General features: G+C 69.4%; 17 protein-coding genes. 16 read left to right on the forward strand and 1 reads right to left on the reverse strand.

The window, feature by feature from the left end; translation table 11 throughout:
* Positions 1 to 56 precede the first annotated feature (56 nt).
* The 16 genes from FHX42_RS04010 (at position 57) to FHX42_RS04085 (ending at position 15,356) form a co-directional block, all read left to right on the forward strand.
* On the forward strand, positions 57 to 752 hold the full coding sequence (locus FHX42_RS04010; protein WP_182542781.1) for an AzlC family ABC transporter permease: 696 nt from the start codon (positions 57 to 59) through the stop codon (positions 750 to 752).
* Entirely contained in the window at positions 749 to 1,057 is a 309-nt protein-coding gene (locus FHX42_RS04015; RefSeq protein ID WP_182542782.1) for an AzlD domain-containing protein, read from the forward strand. The genes FHX42_RS04010 and FHX42_RS04015 overlap by 4 nt, the downstream gene beginning before the upstream one ends.
* A gap of 152 nt (positions 1,058 to 1,209) precedes the next feature.
* Positions 1,210 to 2,637, forward strand: a complete 1,428-nt coding sequence (locus FHX42_RS04020) for an amino acid permease (RefSeq protein ID WP_407926196.1) — start codon at positions 1,210 to 1,212, stop codon at positions 2,635 to 2,637.
* 42 nt (positions 2,638 to 2,679) lie between these two features.
* Complete coding sequence (gene pdxT / locus FHX42_RS04025; RefSeq protein ID WP_182542783.1) at positions 2,680 to 3,330, forward strand: pyridoxal 5'-phosphate synthase glutaminase subunit PdxT; 651 nt, start codon at positions 2,680 to 2,682, stop codon at positions 3,328 to 3,330.
* Between the two features lie 52 nt (positions 3,331 to 3,382).
* Positions 3,383 to 4,135 carry a YebC/PmpR family DNA-binding transcriptional regulator gene (locus FHX42_RS04030; RefSeq protein ID WP_182542784.1) on the forward strand — a complete coding sequence of 251 codons (753 nt, stop codon included), beginning with the start codon at positions 3,383 to 3,385 and terminating at the stop codon, positions 4,133 to 4,135.
* A gap of 204 nt (positions 4,136 to 4,339) precedes the next feature.
* On the forward strand, positions 4,340 to 4,762 hold the full coding sequence (locus tag FHX42_RS04035; protein ID WP_182542785.1) for a PPOX class F420-dependent oxidoreductase: 423 nt from the start codon (positions 4,340 to 4,342) through the stop codon (positions 4,760 to 4,762).
* Between the two features lie 15 nt (positions 4,763 to 4,777).
* On the forward strand, positions 4,778 to 5,797 hold the full coding sequence (locus FHX42_RS04040; protein ID WP_182542786.1) for an ABC transporter substrate-binding protein: 1,020 nt from the start codon (positions 4,778 to 4,780) through the stop codon (positions 5,795 to 5,797).
* 47 nt (positions 5,798 to 5,844) lie between these two features.
* Positions 5,845 to 6,351 (forward strand): DUF4262 domain-containing protein, encoded by a 507-nt coding sequence (locus tag FHX42_RS04045; RefSeq protein WP_182542787.1) that lies wholly within the window; start codon positions 5,845 to 5,847, stop codon positions 6,349 to 6,351.
* A 91-nt stretch (positions 6,352 to 6,442) separates the two neighbouring features.
* Positions 6,443 to 7,030: a crossover junction endodeoxyribonuclease RuvC gene (gene ruvC, locus FHX42_RS04050; RefSeq protein WP_182542788.1), complete on the forward strand. Its 588-nt coding sequence runs from the start codon at positions 6,443 to 6,445 to the stop codon at positions 7,028 to 7,030.
* Positions 7,027 to 7,608: a Holliday junction branch migration protein RuvA gene (gene ruvA / locus FHX42_RS04055; protein WP_182542789.1), complete on the forward strand. Its 582-nt coding sequence runs from the start codon at positions 7,027 to 7,029 to the stop codon at positions 7,606 to 7,608. The genes ruvC and ruvA overlap by 4 nt, the downstream gene beginning before the upstream one ends.
* Before the next feature lie 25 nt (positions 7,609 to 7,633).
* Complete coding sequence (gene ruvB, locus FHX42_RS04060) at positions 7,634 to 8,728, forward strand: Holliday junction branch migration DNA helicase RuvB (protein WP_182543496.1); 1,095 nt, start codon at positions 7,634 to 7,636, stop codon at positions 8,726 to 8,728.
* Between the two features lie 108 nt (positions 8,729 to 8,836).
* Entirely contained in the window at positions 8,837 to 9,220 is a 384-nt protein-coding gene (gene yajC / locus FHX42_RS04065) for a preprotein translocase subunit YajC (RefSeq protein WP_182542790.1), read from the forward strand.
* Positions 9,221 to 9,443: 223 nt separating this feature from the next.
* Complete coding sequence (gene secD, locus FHX42_RS04070; protein ID WP_182543497.1) at positions 9,444 to 11,027, forward strand: protein translocase subunit SecD; 1,584 nt, start codon at positions 9,444 to 9,446, stop codon at positions 11,025 to 11,027.
* 3 nt (positions 11,028 to 11,030) lie between these two features.
* Positions 11,031 to 12,272, forward strand: a complete 1,242-nt coding sequence (gene secF, locus FHX42_RS04075; RefSeq protein WP_182542791.1) for a protein translocase subunit SecF — start codon at positions 11,031 to 11,033, stop codon at positions 12,270 to 12,272.
* A gap of 3 nt (positions 12,273 to 12,275) precedes the next feature.
* Positions 12,276 to 12,821: an adenine phosphoribosyltransferase gene (locus FHX42_RS04080; protein WP_182542792.1), complete on the forward strand. Its 546-nt coding sequence runs from the start codon at positions 12,276 to 12,278 to the stop codon at positions 12,819 to 12,821.
* Positions 12,822 to 13,055: 234 nt separating this feature from the next.
* Complete coding sequence (locus FHX42_RS04085) at positions 13,056 to 15,356, forward strand: RelA/SpoT family protein (RefSeq protein WP_182542793.1); 2,301 nt, start codon at positions 13,056 to 13,058, stop codon at positions 15,354 to 15,356.
* Positions 15,357 to 15,646: 290 nt separating this feature from the next.
* Here FHX42_RS04085 and FHX42_RS04090 read toward each other — a convergent pair whose 3' ends face one another.
* Positions 15,647 to 16,513, reverse strand: coding sequence for a peptidylprolyl isomerase (locus FHX42_RS04090; protein ID WP_182542794.1), 867 nt, complete (start codon positions 16,511 to 16,513; stop codon positions 15,647 to 15,649).
* Positions 16,514 to 16,650 lie beyond the last annotated feature (137 nt).

The following is a 16,650-nucleotide window of genomic DNA, read 5'->3' on the forward strand; positions in this document are numbered from 1 at the left end:
ATCGGTATACGTGTTCGGCTTGACGAACGCCTGGCAGATGTTCACTATAGTGAACCATGCGTTCGCCGGAGAGAACACTATGGCGCTCGAGTGGCCCGCCGCTGCGCGACGTGCTCTCGGTGGCGGTGGCGATGTCGCTCGTCGGTGCTTCGCTCGGTGCGATCGCGGTGAGCAAGGGGATGTCGCTCTGGCTGGTCACGGCGATGTCGGCGCTCGTGTTCGCGGGCGGCTCCGAGTTCATGGCCGTCGGGCTGATCACCGGTGGGGCGGCGCCGATCACGGCGGTGCTCGGCGGGGTGATGCTCAACGCGCGGCACTTCCCCTACGGCTTGGCGATCGGCAACTCGCTGGCCACGAGCCGGCGCGCTCGGCTGTTCGGCAGCCACGTCATGGTCGACGAGGCCGTGGCCTTCGCTCTGGCCGAGAACGATCCCGCGGCTCGCAGGCGGGCTTACTGGACGGTCGGGCTCGTCCTCTACGGCGTCTGGGCGCCTTCGGTGTTCCTCGGCGGTCTGCTCGGGCGACACGTGGGCGACCCGGCGACCTTCGGGCTCGACGCCGCACTGCCCGCCGCGCTGCTGGCGCTGATCATCCCCTCGTTGCGGGAGCGTTCCACCCTGCGGGCCGTGGTGGTGGGTGCGGTTCTGGCCCTGGCCACGACGCCGCTGCTGCCCGAAGGGATGCCCGTGATGGTCGCGCTGGTGGGAGTGGCCGCGGCACTGCCGCTGCCGACCGGGGAGGAGCGGCGGTGAGCATCGGCGTGGTGGTGCTGCTGGCAGCGGGAACCTACGCCCTGCGGCTGGCCGGAGTGCTGCTGCGGGGACGGGTGCGATTGTCCGAGCGCGGGCGGCGGTTGATGTCGATCGCCGCGATGACCCTGCTCGGCGCTTTCGTCGCCACGAGCACCCTGGTCGAGTCCGGTGACTTCGCCGGCGGGGCGCGGGTGGCGGGAGTGGCCGTCGGCGGCGTATTCGCCTGGTGCCGCGCTCCCTTCGTGCTCGCCGTGGTGGGGGCGGCTGTGACCACGGCGGGTTTACGGCTCCTCGGTGTGGGGTGAACGAAGTAAGTCAACGTTAACCCCCCGTTCGGACTACTCCTTTCGGGTGATTAGGGTCTGCTCGGACTGACACGGGCGTGCAGGACATCACGCCCGGGAGACGTAGCGCGCCGGGCCACCCGTACCCGGCCGGAGTGCACGGGAGGCCGATCTTGGTCACGACCCCCGACCCGCCCGCGGGCAGGACCACCGCCAGCGCCGAGAGCGCCACGGGCTCGGAGGGCTACGCCACCGGGCTGGGCAACCGCCAGGTCCAGATGATCGCCATGGGCGGTGCCATCGGCGTCGGCCTCTTCCTCGGTGCCGGTGGACTGCTGGAGAAGATGGGCCCCGGCCTGGTCCTGTCCTACCTCGTGTGCGGAATCGCGGCCTTCTTCGTGCTCCGCGCTCTCGGGGAACTGGTGCTGCACCGCCCGGTGGCGGGCAGCTTCGTCGAGTACTCGCGGGAGTTCATCGGACCGTGGGCCGGCTTCGCCACCGGCTGGATGTACTGGATCAACTGGGTGGGCAGCGGGGTCGCCGAGATCACCGCCGCCGGGATCTACATCGGCAAGTGGTTCCCGGAGTTCCCCCAGTGGCTGACCGCGCTGATCTCGCTGGCCGTGCTGCTGGTGGTCAACCTGCTGTCGGTGCGGTTGTTCGGAGAACTGGAGTTCTGGTTCTCGGCCATCAAGGTGCTGGCCATCCTCGGCTTCCTGGCCGTGGGGCTGTGGCTGGTGCTGACCGGTGCCGAGGTCGGCGGTACGACCGCGGGAGTGCACAACCTGTTCGCCCACGGCGGCTTCTTCCCGATGGGTCTGCCGATCGTGCTGATGAGCCTGCAGGGCGTGATCTTCGCCTACGCCTCCACCGAGATGGTCGGCATCGCCGCGGGCGAGACCAAGGACCCCGCCAAGGTGATGCCCAGGGCCATCAACAGCGTCATCTGGCGCATCGCCGTGTTCTACGTCGGTTCGGTGCTGCTGCTGCTCATGGTGCTGCCCTGGACCGCCTACAGCGGCGGGCAGAGCCCGTTCGTCACTGTGTTCTCCAGCATCGGGATCCCCTGGGCGGGCGACCTCATGAACTTCGTCGTGCTCACCGCCGCCCTGTCGAGCTGCAACTCCGGGCTCTACTCGACCGGTCGCATCCTGCGGTCGCTGTCCCAGCGGGGTGAGGCACCGGCCTTCACCGAGCGGATGAACGCCCAGCGCGCACCCTACGGCGCCGTGCTGTTCACCGGCCTCGTCTTCCTGCTGGGCGTGGCGCTCAACTACGCGCTGCCGAAGCAGGCCTTCGAGATCGCCACCTCGGTGGCCTCGCTCGGCGTCATCGCCACGTGGATGGCACTGCTCTACTCCCAGGTGCGGTTCCGGCGACGCGCTCAGCGCGGCGAGGTGCGGCGTCCGTCCTTCCGGATGCCCGGATCGCCCTACTCGAACTGGGTGGTCATGGGCTTTCTGGCACTGGTCGTCGTGCTGGCGGCGTTCTCGGAGGACATCGCCGCGCGCTGGTCGGCCTTCGCGGTGCCTCCACTGATCGTGGCGATCGCGATCGGCTGGTGGGCCGTCAACAGGAGCAAGGCGGGCGAGCGCGAGTAACCCGGGCGTCGATCGGGTGGGCGAGTCCAGCACAATCGAGGCGTGACCACAGCTCAACCGGTGATCGGAGTCCTCGCGTTGCAGGGCGGCGTCGCCGAGCACCTGGCGGCGCTGGAACGCGGCGGTGCCCGGCCTCGGCCGGTGCGTCGCCCGGAGGAGCTCGCCGGAGTGCACGGGCTCGTGCTGCCCGGCGGTGAGTCCACGACGATGAGCCGCCTGCTGGAGACCTTCGAGCTTTTCGAACCGGTCGCCGAGCGGTTGTCGGAGGGGATGCCCGCCTACGGCTCGTGCGCGGGGATGGTGCTGCTCGGCAACAGGGTGCTCGACAACGAGGCCCCGGACGGCTCCCCGGCGGTCCGCACCCTGGACGCCCTCGACGTCGCGGTACGCCGCAACGCCTTCGGGCGGCAGGTCGACTCCTTCGAGACCGAGGTGGATGTCGAGGGGGTCGATGGCGGTCCGGTGCACGCGGTGTTCATCCGCGCTCCCTGGGTCGAGAAGACCGGCTCGGGCGTGCGGGTACTGGCCACCGTGGACACCCCGGACCCGCACGTGGCGGGCGAGCGGGCTTCCGCCGGTACGATCGTCGCGGTTCGGCAGGGACCCGTGCTCGCCACGGCCTTCCACCCGGAGCTGGTCACCACGGACGAGCGCGTGCACCGCTATTTCGTGCAGACCGTCCGCGCGGCGTGACCGCGCTCGACAGCGCTGGGGTCGTGCGGGCGACACAGAAGACGGAGGAGAGATGAGCGGCCACTCCAAGTGGGCCACCACCAAGCACAAGAAGGCCGCCCTCGATGCCAAGCGCGGCAAGCTTTTCGCGAAGCTGGTCAAGAACATCGAGGTCGCCGCGCGCACCGGTGGAGGGGACCCAGAGGCCAACCCGACCCTCTACGACGCCCTGCAGAAGGCGCGCAAGAACTCGGTGCCCCAGGACAACATCGAGCGGGCGCGCAAGCGGGGCGCCGGTGAGGAAGCCGGCGGCGCCGACTGGGAAACGATCATGTACGAGGGGTACGCGCCCAACGGCGTGGCCGTGCTGATCGAGTGCCTGACCGACAACCGCAACCGGGCCGCCAGCGACGTGCGCACGGCCATGAACCGCCACGGTGGCTCGATGGCCGACCCCGGGTCGGTGTCGTACCTGTTCAACCGGCGGGGCGTGGTGCTGCTGCCCAAGAACGGCCTCGGCGAGGAGGACGTGCTGGCCGCCGTGCTGGAGGCCGGAGCCGAGGAGGTCAACGACCTCGGCGACAACTACGAGATCCTCTCCGAGCCCAGCGAACTGGTCGAGGTGCGCAAGGCGCTGCAGGCGGCGGGGATCGAGTACGACTCGGCGGAGACGAGCTTTCTGGCCACGGTCAACGTGCCGCTGGACAGCGACGGGGCGCGCAAGCTGTTCAAGCTCATCGACGCCCTGGACGACTGCGACGACGTCCAGAACGTCTACGCCAACTTCGACGTCAGCGACGAGGTCATGGCGGAGGTCCAGGGCTGACGGTACCGACCCCGGACGCGTGACGATTTTCCCTAAAGTTGTGACACAACTTTAGGGAAAATCGTCACGGCCCCACCGGGTGCGGCGGGTACGGAGTCCTGACACCGCGGAGCCCCGACGGGTGGAGCCTCGGCGAGCCGAGACCGGCGGTGGCCCTTAACATCGCTGACGCCGTAGTCGCCGGAACGTGAGGAGGGTGCCGTCGTGGCGAAGCCGCCCGTACCCGAGAAGGTCGCCAATCTGCTGGCCCGGCCGAACCCCTCGGTGATCACCAGCGTGCGGCCGGACGGACAGCCCGTCTCGGTGGCCACCTGGTACCTCTGGGAGGAGGGGCGAATCCTGGTCAACATGGACGAGGGCCGCAAGCGCCTGGAGTACATGCGGGCCAACCCCCTCGTGACGCTGACGGTGCTGGCCTCCGACGACTGGTACACCCACGTCAGCTTTCAGGGGCGCGTGGCGGAGCTGGTCGACGACCCCGAGCTCGTCGACATCGACCGGCTCGCCCGCCACTACACCGGCAACCCGTACCACGTGCGCGACCGGCACCGGATCAGCGCGTGGATCGACGTCTCGCGCTGGCACGGGTGGGGTTCGGCCGAGAACACCGACGTCTCCCATCACTGAACGCAGAGCGATGTGATGGTGCGCGCGGCGCTGGTGACTCCGCTGTCCGGTCCGCTCGCCCGCTACGGTCGTGCCACGGCCACCGCGCTGCGGCTCTGGGCGCGCCGGTTCACCGGAACGGAAACGGTGGACCTGGAGGTCGTCGACGCCCACCCCGACGCGTCGGCCGCGGTACGGCACGCCGAGCGGAACGAGCCGCACCTGCTGTTCGGTCCGTACGGCAGCGGACCGACCGCGGAGGTCGTGAAGGCGACCTCACGATTGGTGTGGAACCACGGAGGCGCGCGAATCCGTCCTCGGGACAACGTCGTGAGCGTGCTCGCCCCGGCGCACACCTACTTCATCGGGGCCGTGGAGGTGATCTACCACGCGGACCCGCGAGTGGGACGGGTCGGTGTGCTGCACGGCGACACCGGATTCGGTCGTGGTGTCGCCGGGGGAGCGGAGCAGGCGGCGGTGCACCGCGGACTGGACGCCGAGCGCGCCGTGTTGCCCGGCGATCCGCCCCGCGCCGACGTACTGCTGGCGGCGGGGCGGTTCGACGACGAGCTCGTCCTGGCACGCGCTCTCGACCGGGACAGGTGGCGGGCGGCCGGATTCGTCGCCGCCGGGGTGAGTGAAGTGCTCGCCGAGTTGGGGGACCGTCGCGAGGGGCTGCTCGGCCCGGCGCAGTGGATGCCGGAGGTCGCCCCGCAGCCGGACGAGGGGCCGGCCGCCTCGGAGTTCGTCGCCGCCCACCGGGAGCTGACCGGTGACGACCCGCCCTATCCCGCCGCGCAGGCGTTCGCGGCCGGAGTGCTGGCCCTGCGCTGCCTGCACGAGGCCGGGACTTCCGAGGACGCGGCGGTGGCCGCGGTCGCGCGGAAGCTGGATCGCACGACGCTGTTCGGCCGTTTCCGGCTCGACTCCGCCGGCCGTCAGGTCGGACACCGGGTGCTGACGGTGCAGTGGCAGGACGGCGTTCGGACCGTGGTCTGGCCGCCGGAGCAGGCACAGGCAGCGCTTCGGTACCCGCTGCGTCGTCCATCGGGGTGATCCCGATCGGGTGTGGTCCGCCCCGAGTCCGGACGGCGGTAGGCACAATGGTTTCCGTGGCCGATACGGACGAGAATCTGCGCAAGTGGCTGGTGGACACCGCCGAGCGGCACGGTGCCGCGGTCATGCAGGTGGCCGGAGACGAGGAGGGCGCTCCGTACGCCTTTTCGGTGGGGGCGTGGCGCCGCTTCGGCAAACCCGAGGTCGTCGTGATCGGCCTGGCCTCCGAGGTCTCCCACGCCGTGATCAACACCTACGTGCGCCGCGTGGGCCGGGGAGAGCGTTTCGTGCCGGGACGGCTCTACGAGGGGTTCGTCACGGAGTGCCCGGTCACCTTCGAGCGAGTGGCCCGGCAGCACTACCCGGAGTTCCTGGGGAGCGCGCTGCTCGTCTACGGTGACGAAGGTTTTCCCGCGCTGCAGCTGGTGCTGTCGTTGCCCGGGGGGGTGTTCCCGTGGCAGGACGACGCTCCCGACGGGTTCGCGGAGTACCAACCCGTGCTGACCGCCAGCGGTTCCCCGGAGAACTGGACTCCCGGGTACGACGGGCCGTGAGAACCGTGCGCCTCGGGGTGTCGGCACCGCTGCCGGGGCCCCGGCAGCGGTATAGTTCGAACGAATGTTCCCAGCGGGAGAGGATGGCCGCGTGCGTGTGCTGGGTGTCGATCCCGGGCTGACCCGCTGCGGGGTCGGCGTGATCGAGAGCGGTCGGGCGCGCGAGATCGCCTGCCTCGGTGTCGGTGTCGTGCGCACTCCCTCCACCGACGAACTCGCCGATCGCCTGATGGCGGTGGCCGAGGGGGTCGAGGGCTGGATGGACGCGCACCGGCCCGAGGTCGTGGCCGTCGAGCGGGTGTTCAGCCAGCAGAACGTTCGCACGGTGATGGGCACCGCCCAGGTCTCCGGGATCGTGGCGCTGGCCGCCGCCCGCAGGGACCTGCCGGTGGCGTTCCACACCCCCAGCGCGGTCAAGGCCGCCATCAGCGGCTCGGGGCGTGCGGACAAGCGCCAGGTCACCACTATGATCACCAAGATTCTCGGGCTGGAGAGCCCGCCCAAGCCCGCCGACGCGGCCGACGCCCTGGCCCTGGCCGTGTGCCACCTGTGGCGGGCGCCCATGAGCGACCGGATCGCCGAGGCGGAGGCCAAGGCCGCGCAGCTGGCACGCAATCACCGCGCCCGCCTCGCCGACGCGGCCCGCGAACGCGGCTCCACAGGAGGACAGCAGCGATGATCGCCTCAGTGCGGGGAACCGTGCTCTCGATCGGTCTGGACCACGCCGTGCTGGAAGTCGGCGGAGTCGGCGTGGCGGTGTACGCGACGCCGGTGACCCTGGCGTCGTTGCGGCGCGGGGAGGAGGGACACCTGGCCACCTCGCTGGTGGTCCGGGAGGACTCGCTGACGTTGTACGGGTTCGCCCACGCCGACGCCCGCGACCTGTTCGTCCTGCTCCAGACCGCGTCCGGGGTGGGCCCCAGGCTCGCCCTGGCCATGCTCGCCGTGCTGGATCCCGAACAACTGCGCACCGCGCTGGCCGACGGCGACATCGCACTGCTGACCCAGGTCCCGGGCATCGGCAAGAAGAGCGCCGAGCGACTGACCCTGGAACTGCGCGACAAGGTGGCGGCCGAACCGGCCACCGAGCCCCGCGCCGGCGACCGGATCCGCACCGAGGTCTCCGACGCCCTGGTCGGCCTCGGGTTCTCGGCCAAGCACGCCGAGCAGAGCGTGGAGGCGGTGCTGGCCGACGGGGCCGAGGCCGACACCTCGGCGGTGCTGCGGCGGGCGCTGGCGAACATGGGACCGAAGTGAGCCGCACCGACGGTATTGGTGGATGATGCACGACGACCCCACGGACGACGACCCCACGGGTGAGGAGCCCACGGGCGACGAGGCGGAAGCGGCGCTGTCGCCGTATCAGGTCTCGACCGAGCAGGACGTCGAGACGAGCCTGCGTCCGGGAACGCTCGGTGACTTCGTCGGTCAACCGCGCGTGCGCGAGCAGCTGCGACTCGTGCTGCACGGAGCGCTGCGCCGCGGCGAGCAACCCGACCACGTGCTGTTCTCCGGACCCCCGGGGCTGGGCAAGACCAGCCTGGCGACGATCATCGCCTCCGAGCTGGGGGCCGCCCTCCGGGTCACCTCGGGGCCCGCGCTGGAGAAGCCGGGCGACCTCGCCGCCATGCTGTCCAACCTCGCCAGGGGCGACGTGCTGTTCATCGACGAGATCCACCGCATCGCCCGCCCGGCGGAGGAGATGCTGTACCTGGCGATGGAGGACTACCGGGTCGACGTGGTCGTGGGCAAGGGGCCCGGCGCGACCAGCATCCCGCTGGAGATCGCACCGTTCACGCTGGTGGGAGCCACCACCCGCTCCGGATCCCTGACCGGGCCGCTGCGGGACCGCTTCGGCTTCACCGCCCACATGGAGTTCTACGAGCCCTCCGAGCTCGACCAGGTCATCCGTCGTTCGGCGGGCATCCTGGGAGTGGACCTGCGGGAGGAGGGTGCCGCCGAGATCGCACGCCGCTCCCGCGGTACCCCGCGCATCGCCAACCGGCTGCTGCGCCGGGTGCGCGACTACGCCGAGGTGCGTTCCGACGGTGCCGTGACGTTGGACGTGGCGCGAGCGGCCCTGGAGGTCTACGACGTCGACGAGTTCGGCCTCGACCGCCTGGACCGCGCCGTGCTCGACGCCCTGGTGCGTTCGTTCGGCGGTGGTCCGGTGGGCGTGTCCACGCTGGCCGTGGCCGTCGGGGAGGAGCCGACCACGGTGGAGGAGGTCTGCGAGCCCTACCTGGTCCGTGCCGGGATGCTGGCCCGTACCCCGCGCGGACGCGTGGCGACGGTGTCCGCTTGGCGGCATCTCGGGTTCGTTCCTCCCGAACGAGCTCCCGGCGAAACCGCCCCGAGTCTGTTCGATGAGTCATAGCCGGTAGTAAGGTGCCCGGGCCATACCCGGTCGAGCTGGCACACTGGTGGTGCCACATCCGAATAGTGTGGGCGCGCTCATCGCTCGTGCCCACGGAACGGAGCAAGCATGGAAGGCCTCATCTTCCCGATACTTCTCGTCGGCATCGCACTGATGCTCTTCTTCCAGATCCGGAAGCAGAAGCGCAGCGTGCAGGAGCAGCAGAAGCTGCAGAACTCGATCGGCGAGGGCGACCGGGTCATGACGACCTCGGGCCTGTTCGGCACCGTGACCGCCACCACCGACGACTCCATCGAGTTGGAGATCGCCCCGGGCGTGGTGACCACCTGGCTGCGTCAGGCCATTCGCGAGAAGGTCAACACCGAGCCGGACTCGGACGAGACCGCGGACGAGGACTCCGTGACGGACGAGGACTCGGCTTCCGAGACCTCCGAGACCTCCGACGACGAGGTGAAGGCCGCAGAGGCGAGCGAGAAGCAAAAGACCAGCTGAGCACGGTGGTGACGCGTTCACCGGGACGCGGTTGTACCCATGCTTCCGGTGAACGTGGACGACCACAGTGTGAGCGAGCACGAACACACAGTTCCCCCTCCAGCGGTGGGTTCCGATTGAGACCTGCCACACTGGAGAGTGCGGCGCAGTGCGGTCGCGTCCGGTGGGCGCGGCGGTTTCGGTGCCGGACTTCGTCCCAGACCCCCACGAGGAGACCGACGCCGTGGCACCTCCGGCCGGGCAGATCCGCCCAGGGCGTTACCTAGCGATCTTCGCGCTGATCATCGTCGGCATTTACTCACTGGTGTTCTTCACGGGCAACCAGAAGCCGACCCCGGAACTGGGCATCGATCTGCAGGGCGGCACCCGTGTCACTCTGACGGCCCGGACTCCGAACGGTCAGCCGCCCAGCCAGGAATCGCTCAAGCAGGCACGCCAGATCATCGAGCAGCGCGTCAACGGCCTCGGCGTCAGCGGCTCCGAAGTGACCACCAGCGGTCGCAACCTGGTCATCACGGTCCCCGGGAAGCAGGGTGAGCAGGCCAAGCAACTGGGTCAGACCGCCGAGCTCAACTTCCGCAAGGTCGTCCAGGCGATACCGGCGGGGGCCGCGTCGGGGCGGGGTCCTGCCGGGACGACGCCGCAGCAGGCGCAGCAGCCACCGGGCGATCAGCCCTCCCAGGAGGAGGCCATCGCCCAGGCCAAGCAACTGCGGCAGAGCACCGACCAGAAGAAGCTGGTCCAGGCGGTCCAGCAGCTGGACTGCAGCGCCCCGGACCCGCTGCGCGGCAACGCCGACCCCAAGAAGCCGTTGGTGACCTGCAACCAGGACGGGACCCAGAAGTTCGTCCTCGGACCGGTGTTCCTGCCGGGTGACAAGATCGACGACGCCACGGTCAAGTCGCCGACCCAGAAGGCCCCGCAGTGGGGGGTCAACCTCTCCTTCAAGGGCGAGGGCAAGAAGACCTGGGCGGACTTCACCTCGCAGAACGTCGGCAAGCAGGCCGCGTTCGTGCTGGACACCCAGGTGGTCTCCGCGCCGAAGGTCAACACCCCCCAGCTGAACGGCACCGCCCAGATAACCGGCCAGTTCAACCAGCAGAGCGCCACCCAGCTGGCCAACACCCTCAAGTACGGCTCGCTGCCGCTGGCCTTCGACCAGTCCGCCGCCGAGACGGTCTCGCCCACGCTGGGCATCGCCTCGATGGAGGCCGCGCTGCTGGCGGGCGGCATCGGCCTGGCCCTGGTGGCGGTGTACTCGCTGTTCTACTACCGCATGCTCGGGTTGCTGACGATCCTGTCGCTGGGCCTGTCCGGCCTGGTGGTCTACGGCGTGCTCGTGCTGTTCGGTCGCTGGATCGGCTTCACCCTCGACCTGCCCGGCATGGCCGGGTTCATCATCGCCATCGGGATCACCGCCGACTCGTTCATCGTGTTCTTCGAGAGACTCAAGGACGAGATCCGGGAGGGCAGAACCTTCCGATCCGCGGTCCCGCGCTCGTGGGCGCGGGCGAAGCGAACCATCCTGTCGGCCGACGCGGTGAGCTTCCTCGCCGCTGCCGTGCTCTACGTCCTGGCCGTCGGCCAGGTGAAGGGCTTCGCCTTCACGCTGGGCATGTCGACGGTGCTGGACCTGATCGTGGTCTTCCTGGTCACCCACCCGCTGGTGGTGCTGGCCTCGAGGAGCAAGTTCCTGTCCAAGCCCTCGGTGACCGGGCTGGGAGCGGTGCAGCGCATGGGTGACAGGGCTCGCGCGGCCCGCAAGCGAAAGACGGATGCCTCGTCCACCACACCGAAGGAGGCGTGAGGCGTGGCCACGCCCGACAGCAACAGCAACGGCAACGGGACCGGCAGTGAGCCGCGCGGTGGCACGCTGCACCGCCTCTACACCGGGACCGGCGCGTTCGACATCGTCGGCAAGCGCAAGCGGTGGTACATCGCCCTCGGCCTGCTCGTGCTGGTCTGCATCGCCTCGATGGGCTTCAAGGGGTTCAACCCCAGCATCGAGTTCGTGGGCGGCACCAAGATCTCGATGCCCGCGCAGGGCGCGCAGGGCCAGATCACCGACGAAGAGGCCAAGGAGGCGTCCCGCGACGCCCTGGGCAAGCCGGCCAGCTCCGTGCAGCTGGTCGGCAGCGGTGGCAGCCAGACCGTGCAGATCAGCACCGAAAAGCTCAGCCCCGACAAGCTCGTCGAGGTCAAGCAGGCCCTGTTCGAGGACCTCGAGCCGTTGGGCGCCGACGGTCAGCCGACCCCGAACGCGATCAGCGACAGCGCGGTCAGCGGAACCTGGGGCGGTGAGATCACCAAGCAGGCCCTGATCGCCCTCGGCGTGTTCCTCGTGCTGGTCACGGTGTTCCTGACGTTCTACTTCGAACGATGGATGGCCGTGGCCGCGCTCGTGGCACTGCTGCACGACGTGGGGGTCACGGCGGGTCTGTACTCGCTCATCGGCTTCGAGGTCAGTCCCAGCACCGTGGTCGGCCTGCTGACCATCCTCGGGTTCTCGCTCTACGACACCGTCGTGGTCTTCGACAAGGTCAAGGAGAACACCCAGGGCATTCTCGGCCTGACCCGGCGCACCTACGCCGAGTCGGCCAACCTCGCGGTCAACCAGTCGCTGATGCGCTCGATCAACACCTCGGTGATCGCGCTGCTGCCGGTGCTGGGCCTGCTGTTCGTGGGAGCCGGGCTGCTGGGCGTCGGCGTGCTGCGCGACCTGGCCCTGGTCCAGGGAATCGGCATGATCGCCGGTATCGTCTCCTCGATCTACCTGGCCACCCCGCTGTTGGTGGACCTGAAGATGCGCGATCCGAAGTACCGGGAACAGGCCGAGAAGGTCCGCCAGCGGCGCGAGAAGAAGGAGGCCTCCGGCGGGGAGGCCGTCGTCTCCGACGAGGAAGCGCTCGCCAAGGGAGCGCGTTCCGAACAGGCGCTGGCCGCGGCGGCCAGCGTGCCGACCCGCACCGGCAAGGGGCCCGAGTCCCGCCGCGGCGGTGGCCGCCCCGCGGGCAAGTCCTCGGGCCAGCCGACCGGAAAGAAGAGGCGCTGAAGCATGGACGCGAGTGTGTCGGTCACCGAGGGTGGCCCCGCTCTGAAGCGGGCCGCCGGACTGGTCCGCGAGGTCCCCGACTTTCCCGAGCCGGGTGTGCTGTTCCGCGACATCGGCCCGGTGCTGGCCGACCCGGACGCTTTCGGCGCCGTGGTGCACGCCCTCGGTCGCCGGGGCGACTTCGACGTGGTCGTGGGGGTGGAGGCGCGCGGTTTCCTGCTGGGAGCCGCCGTGGCCCACGCCTGCGGCACCGGCGTCGTGGGGCTGCGCAAGCCGGGCAAGCTCCCGGCCGTCGCCGACCGCGTGGACTACGACCTGGAGTACGGGACGGCCACGCTGGAGCTTCCCGCCGACGCCCTGGAGTCCGGGCAGCGAGTGCTGGTGGTCGACGACGTGCTGGCCACGGGTGGCACGCTGGGCGCGGCGCGGCAGCTGGCCGACAAGGCGGGCTGTGAGGCCGTGGGAGCCGCGGTCGTGTTGGAACTCACCGCGCTCGAAGGCCGCGCCGCCGTGCCGGACTGGGACGTCCAAGCGCTGTTCACCGTATAAGCCGGGGCGGGTTTCGCGCGGAACCGAGAACCCCCGCGCACGGGCGGAGTGATCGGCCCCGCTGATCCGTGGGACCGAAGGGTGGTCACGCTCACGGACGTGGATGAGGCGCCGAACGCGTCAACGGCCCTGCCGGGAAGGTTTGTCGTCCGTTCGGCGTTATCCTCGGTGTCCGGGTACATGACGGCTGGGGACCCGGAGCGAGTAGTGTCGTCCAGCCCTCGGGAGCGTGCGGTGAGCCAAGAAGTCGAGTCTCCTGCTTCGGAGACCGATCCGACGCCGCGTCCGGCATCGGCCACACGCCGCGTGCGCGCGCGACTGGCCAGGCGCATCACGGCGCAGCGCCCGTCACAGGTCAAGCAGGTCCTCGAACCCCTGGCCGCGGTGCACCGCGAGCTGCACCCGCAGGCCGACCTCGCCCTGCTGCAGCGCGCCTACGACATCGCCGAGGAGAAGCACAGCGACCAGCAGCGCAAGTCCGGTGATCCCTACATCACCCACCCGCTGGCCGTGGCCACCATCCTCGGTGAGCTCGGCATGGACACCACCACGCTGGTGGCGGCGCTGCTGCACGACACGGTCGAGGACACCGACTACCCGCTCGAGCGCATGCAGGCCGACTTCGGCGAGGAGGTCTCCCACCTCGTCGACGGGGTGACCAAGCTGGACAAGGTCAAGCTCGGTGCCGCGGCGGAGGCCGAGACCATCCGCAAGATGGTCATCGCCATGGCCCGCGATCCCCGGGTGCTGGTCATCAAGCTGGCCGACCGGCTGCACAACATGCGCACCATGCGCTTCCTGCCGCCGGAGAAGCAGGTCCGCAAGGCTCGCGAGACGCTGGAGGTGCTGGCTCCGCTGGCGCACCGGCTGGGCATGGCCACGATCAAGTGGGAGCTGGAGGACCTGGCCTTCGCGATCCTGCAGCCCAAGAAGTACGACGAGATCGTGCGGCTGGTGGCCGACCGCGCGCCCTCCCGCGACACCTATCTGAAGACCGTCGTCGACGAGCTGTCGGGCCAGCTCAACACCGCCCACCTGTCCGCCAAGGTCGAGGGCCGCCCCAAGCACTACTACTCGATCCACCAGAAGATGATCGTGCGGGGACGCGACTTCGACGACATCCACGACCTGGTGGGCGTGCGCATCCTGGTCGACCAGGTGCGGGACTGCTATGCCGCGATGGGGGTCGTGCACGCGCTGTGGCAGCCGATGCCGGGGCGGTTCAAGGACTACATCGCCCAGCCCCGCTTCGGGGTGTACCAGTCGCTGCACACCACGGTCATCGGCCCGGAGGGCAAGCCGCTGGAGGTGCAGATCCGCACCGAGGAGATGCACCGCAAGGCCGAGTACGGCATCGCCGCGCACTGGCGCTACAAGGAGACCAAGGGGCGCAACGGCACCGGCTCCGTCGAGGTCGACGAGATGGCCTGGATGCGTCAGCTGCTGGACTGGCAGCGCGAGGCGGCGGACCCGGGCGAGTTCCTCGAATCGCTGCGCTACGACCTCAACACGCGTGAAATCTTCGTGTTCACTCCCAAGGGGGACGTGATCACGCTGCCCTCCGGGGCCACGCCGGTGGACTTCGCCTACAGCGTGCACACCGAGGTGGGGCACCGCTGCATCGGGGCACGGGTCAACGGTCGCCTGGTGGCCCTGGAACGCAAGCTGGAGAACGGCGAGGTCGTGGAGATCTTCACCTCCAAGGCCGAGGGTTCCGGGCCGAGCCGGGACTGGCTGTCGTTCGTGGCCTCGCCGCGCGCCAAGGCCAAGATCAAGCAGTGGTTCGCCAAGGAGCGCCGCGAGGAGGCGATCGACTCCGGCAAGAAGTCGATCGCCAAGGAGATCCGCAGGCTCGGCCTGCCGGTGCAGCGGCTGGTCTCGGCCGACTCGCTGGCCGCGGTCGGCAAGGAGATGCACTACGCCGACGTCACGGCGCTGTACGCGGCGGTGGGGGAGCACCAGGTCTCGGCGCACCACGTGGTGCAGCGGCTGGTCGCCTCGGTCGGCGGGGTCGAGCAGGCCGAGGACGAGATCGCCGAGCGGGCCACCCCCTCCACCCTGGAGCGCCGCCGCAGCGTCGGCGACTCGGGGGTGCTGGTCAAGGACGCCACGAACGTGTGGTCGAAGCTGGCCCGCTGCTGCACCCCGGTGCCCGGCGACGACATTCTCGGCTTCGTCACCAGGGGCGGCGGTGTCAGCGTGCACCGCACCGACTGCACCAACGCCGACGACCTGCGCAAGGCACCGGAGCGGCTGGTCGACGTCGAGTGGGCGCCGTCGAGCTCCTCGGTGTTCCTGGTGGCCATCCAGGTCGAGGCGCTGGACCGGCACCGGCTGCTGTCCGACGTGACCAAGGTGCTGGCCGACGAGCGGGTCAACATCCTCTCGGCCTCGGTGACCACGTCCAACGACCGGGTGGCGGTCAGCAAGTTCTCCTTCGAGATGGGCGACCCCAAGCATCTCGGTCACGTCCTCAAGGCCGTGCGCAACATCGAGGGGGTCTACGACGTCTACCGCATGACCTCGGCGGCGTAGAGAGTCCACTGATCGGCTTGCGTTGCGGGTCGGGTGACGGAACCTCACTGATGTTTTCTTGTCGGGTTGTTCACCCGAAGGAGGTCCCGGCGTCGTGGTGAACGGGCCGTTGTGGCGGTGTGAGTGCCAAAACGGTCCGTTCACCCTTTGGGACAGCGGGTCCGGACTCTGACGAAGACCTGTTCGGAAAACCCCAATCAGACGGGGCCCCGCTGTGGGATCCCCGACATCATGAACGTCGATACACCACGTCGTCGGGGTTGCTGCTGCTCCCCGTGCACCGCCTCGCCTCAGGTCTTGGCTGTGACCTTCTGGAAGGTGACCTTCTCGTTGGGGTGCCCGCCACCGGCGCGGCCGAACGAGTCGTCGTGCCCGGCCGCGGCGACCTTGTCGAGGACCTGCAGCCCCTGCTCGGAGATGTGACCGAAGACCGTGTAGTTCGGCGGCAGGTAGGACTTCTCGTGGACCATGAAGAACTGGCTGCCGTTGGTGTCGGGACCGGAGTTGGCCATCGCCAGGGTTCCGCGCGGGTAGACTGCGCTCTTCTTCTCGGCTCGAGGGCTCTGGAACTTCTCCGGAGCGGTTTCGAGGTTCTCGGGCAGTTCGTCGGCGAACTTGTAGCCGGGTCCGCCCTTGCCGGTTCCCGTCGGGTCACCGCACTGCAACACCTTGAGCGCCTCGCTGGTGGTCAGCCGGTGGCAGTCGGTGCCGTCGAAGAATTCGGACTCGGCCAGGTGCACGAAGCTCTGCACCGTGCAGGGGGCCTTGCCGCGGTCCAGCGTCAGATCGATGGCGCCCTGATTGGTCTGAACGGACACCGGGACCGTGCCCTGCGAGGGCGTGGGTTTCGGGTCCTTCGGCAGTCCCACGGACTTGGGGGAGTCCTGCTTCGGCGTCGGGGTGTAGTGGCACGGTCCCGACGTCGGCTGCGTCTGTGCCGCCGGATCGGCCTTGGCCGCCGGATCCGGCTCGCCGGAGGCTTTCTCGTCGTTGTTGGTGTGGGTGAAGTAGAAGACGCCCACCACCGCCGCGACCACCACGACGATGGTGGTGCTCACGGCCGTTATCCGGCGCCTCCTGGCTTTCTGCTCGCGCTGTGCCAACTGCCGTTCGAGCTTGTTCTTGGCCGCTTGGCGGCGCTGCTCGTTGCTGGGCAAGGAACTCCTCCCGAAGAGCCTGCGGCGTGCTCGACGCGTATTCGACTGTCGCGCCGGAGTGTAGGACGGGGACGTGTGAAAACGCTGAGAGACCGCACAGCTAAGCTGGACGTGCTGGAGTGATCCGGCTGCGGTGC

Origin of the sequence: Halosaccharopolyspora lacisalsi (assembly GCF_014137975.1) — a bacterium.
GTDB classification, from domain to species: Bacteria; Actinomycetota; Actinomycetes; order Mycobacteriales; family Pseudonocardiaceae; genus Halosaccharopolyspora; species Halosaccharopolyspora lacisalsi.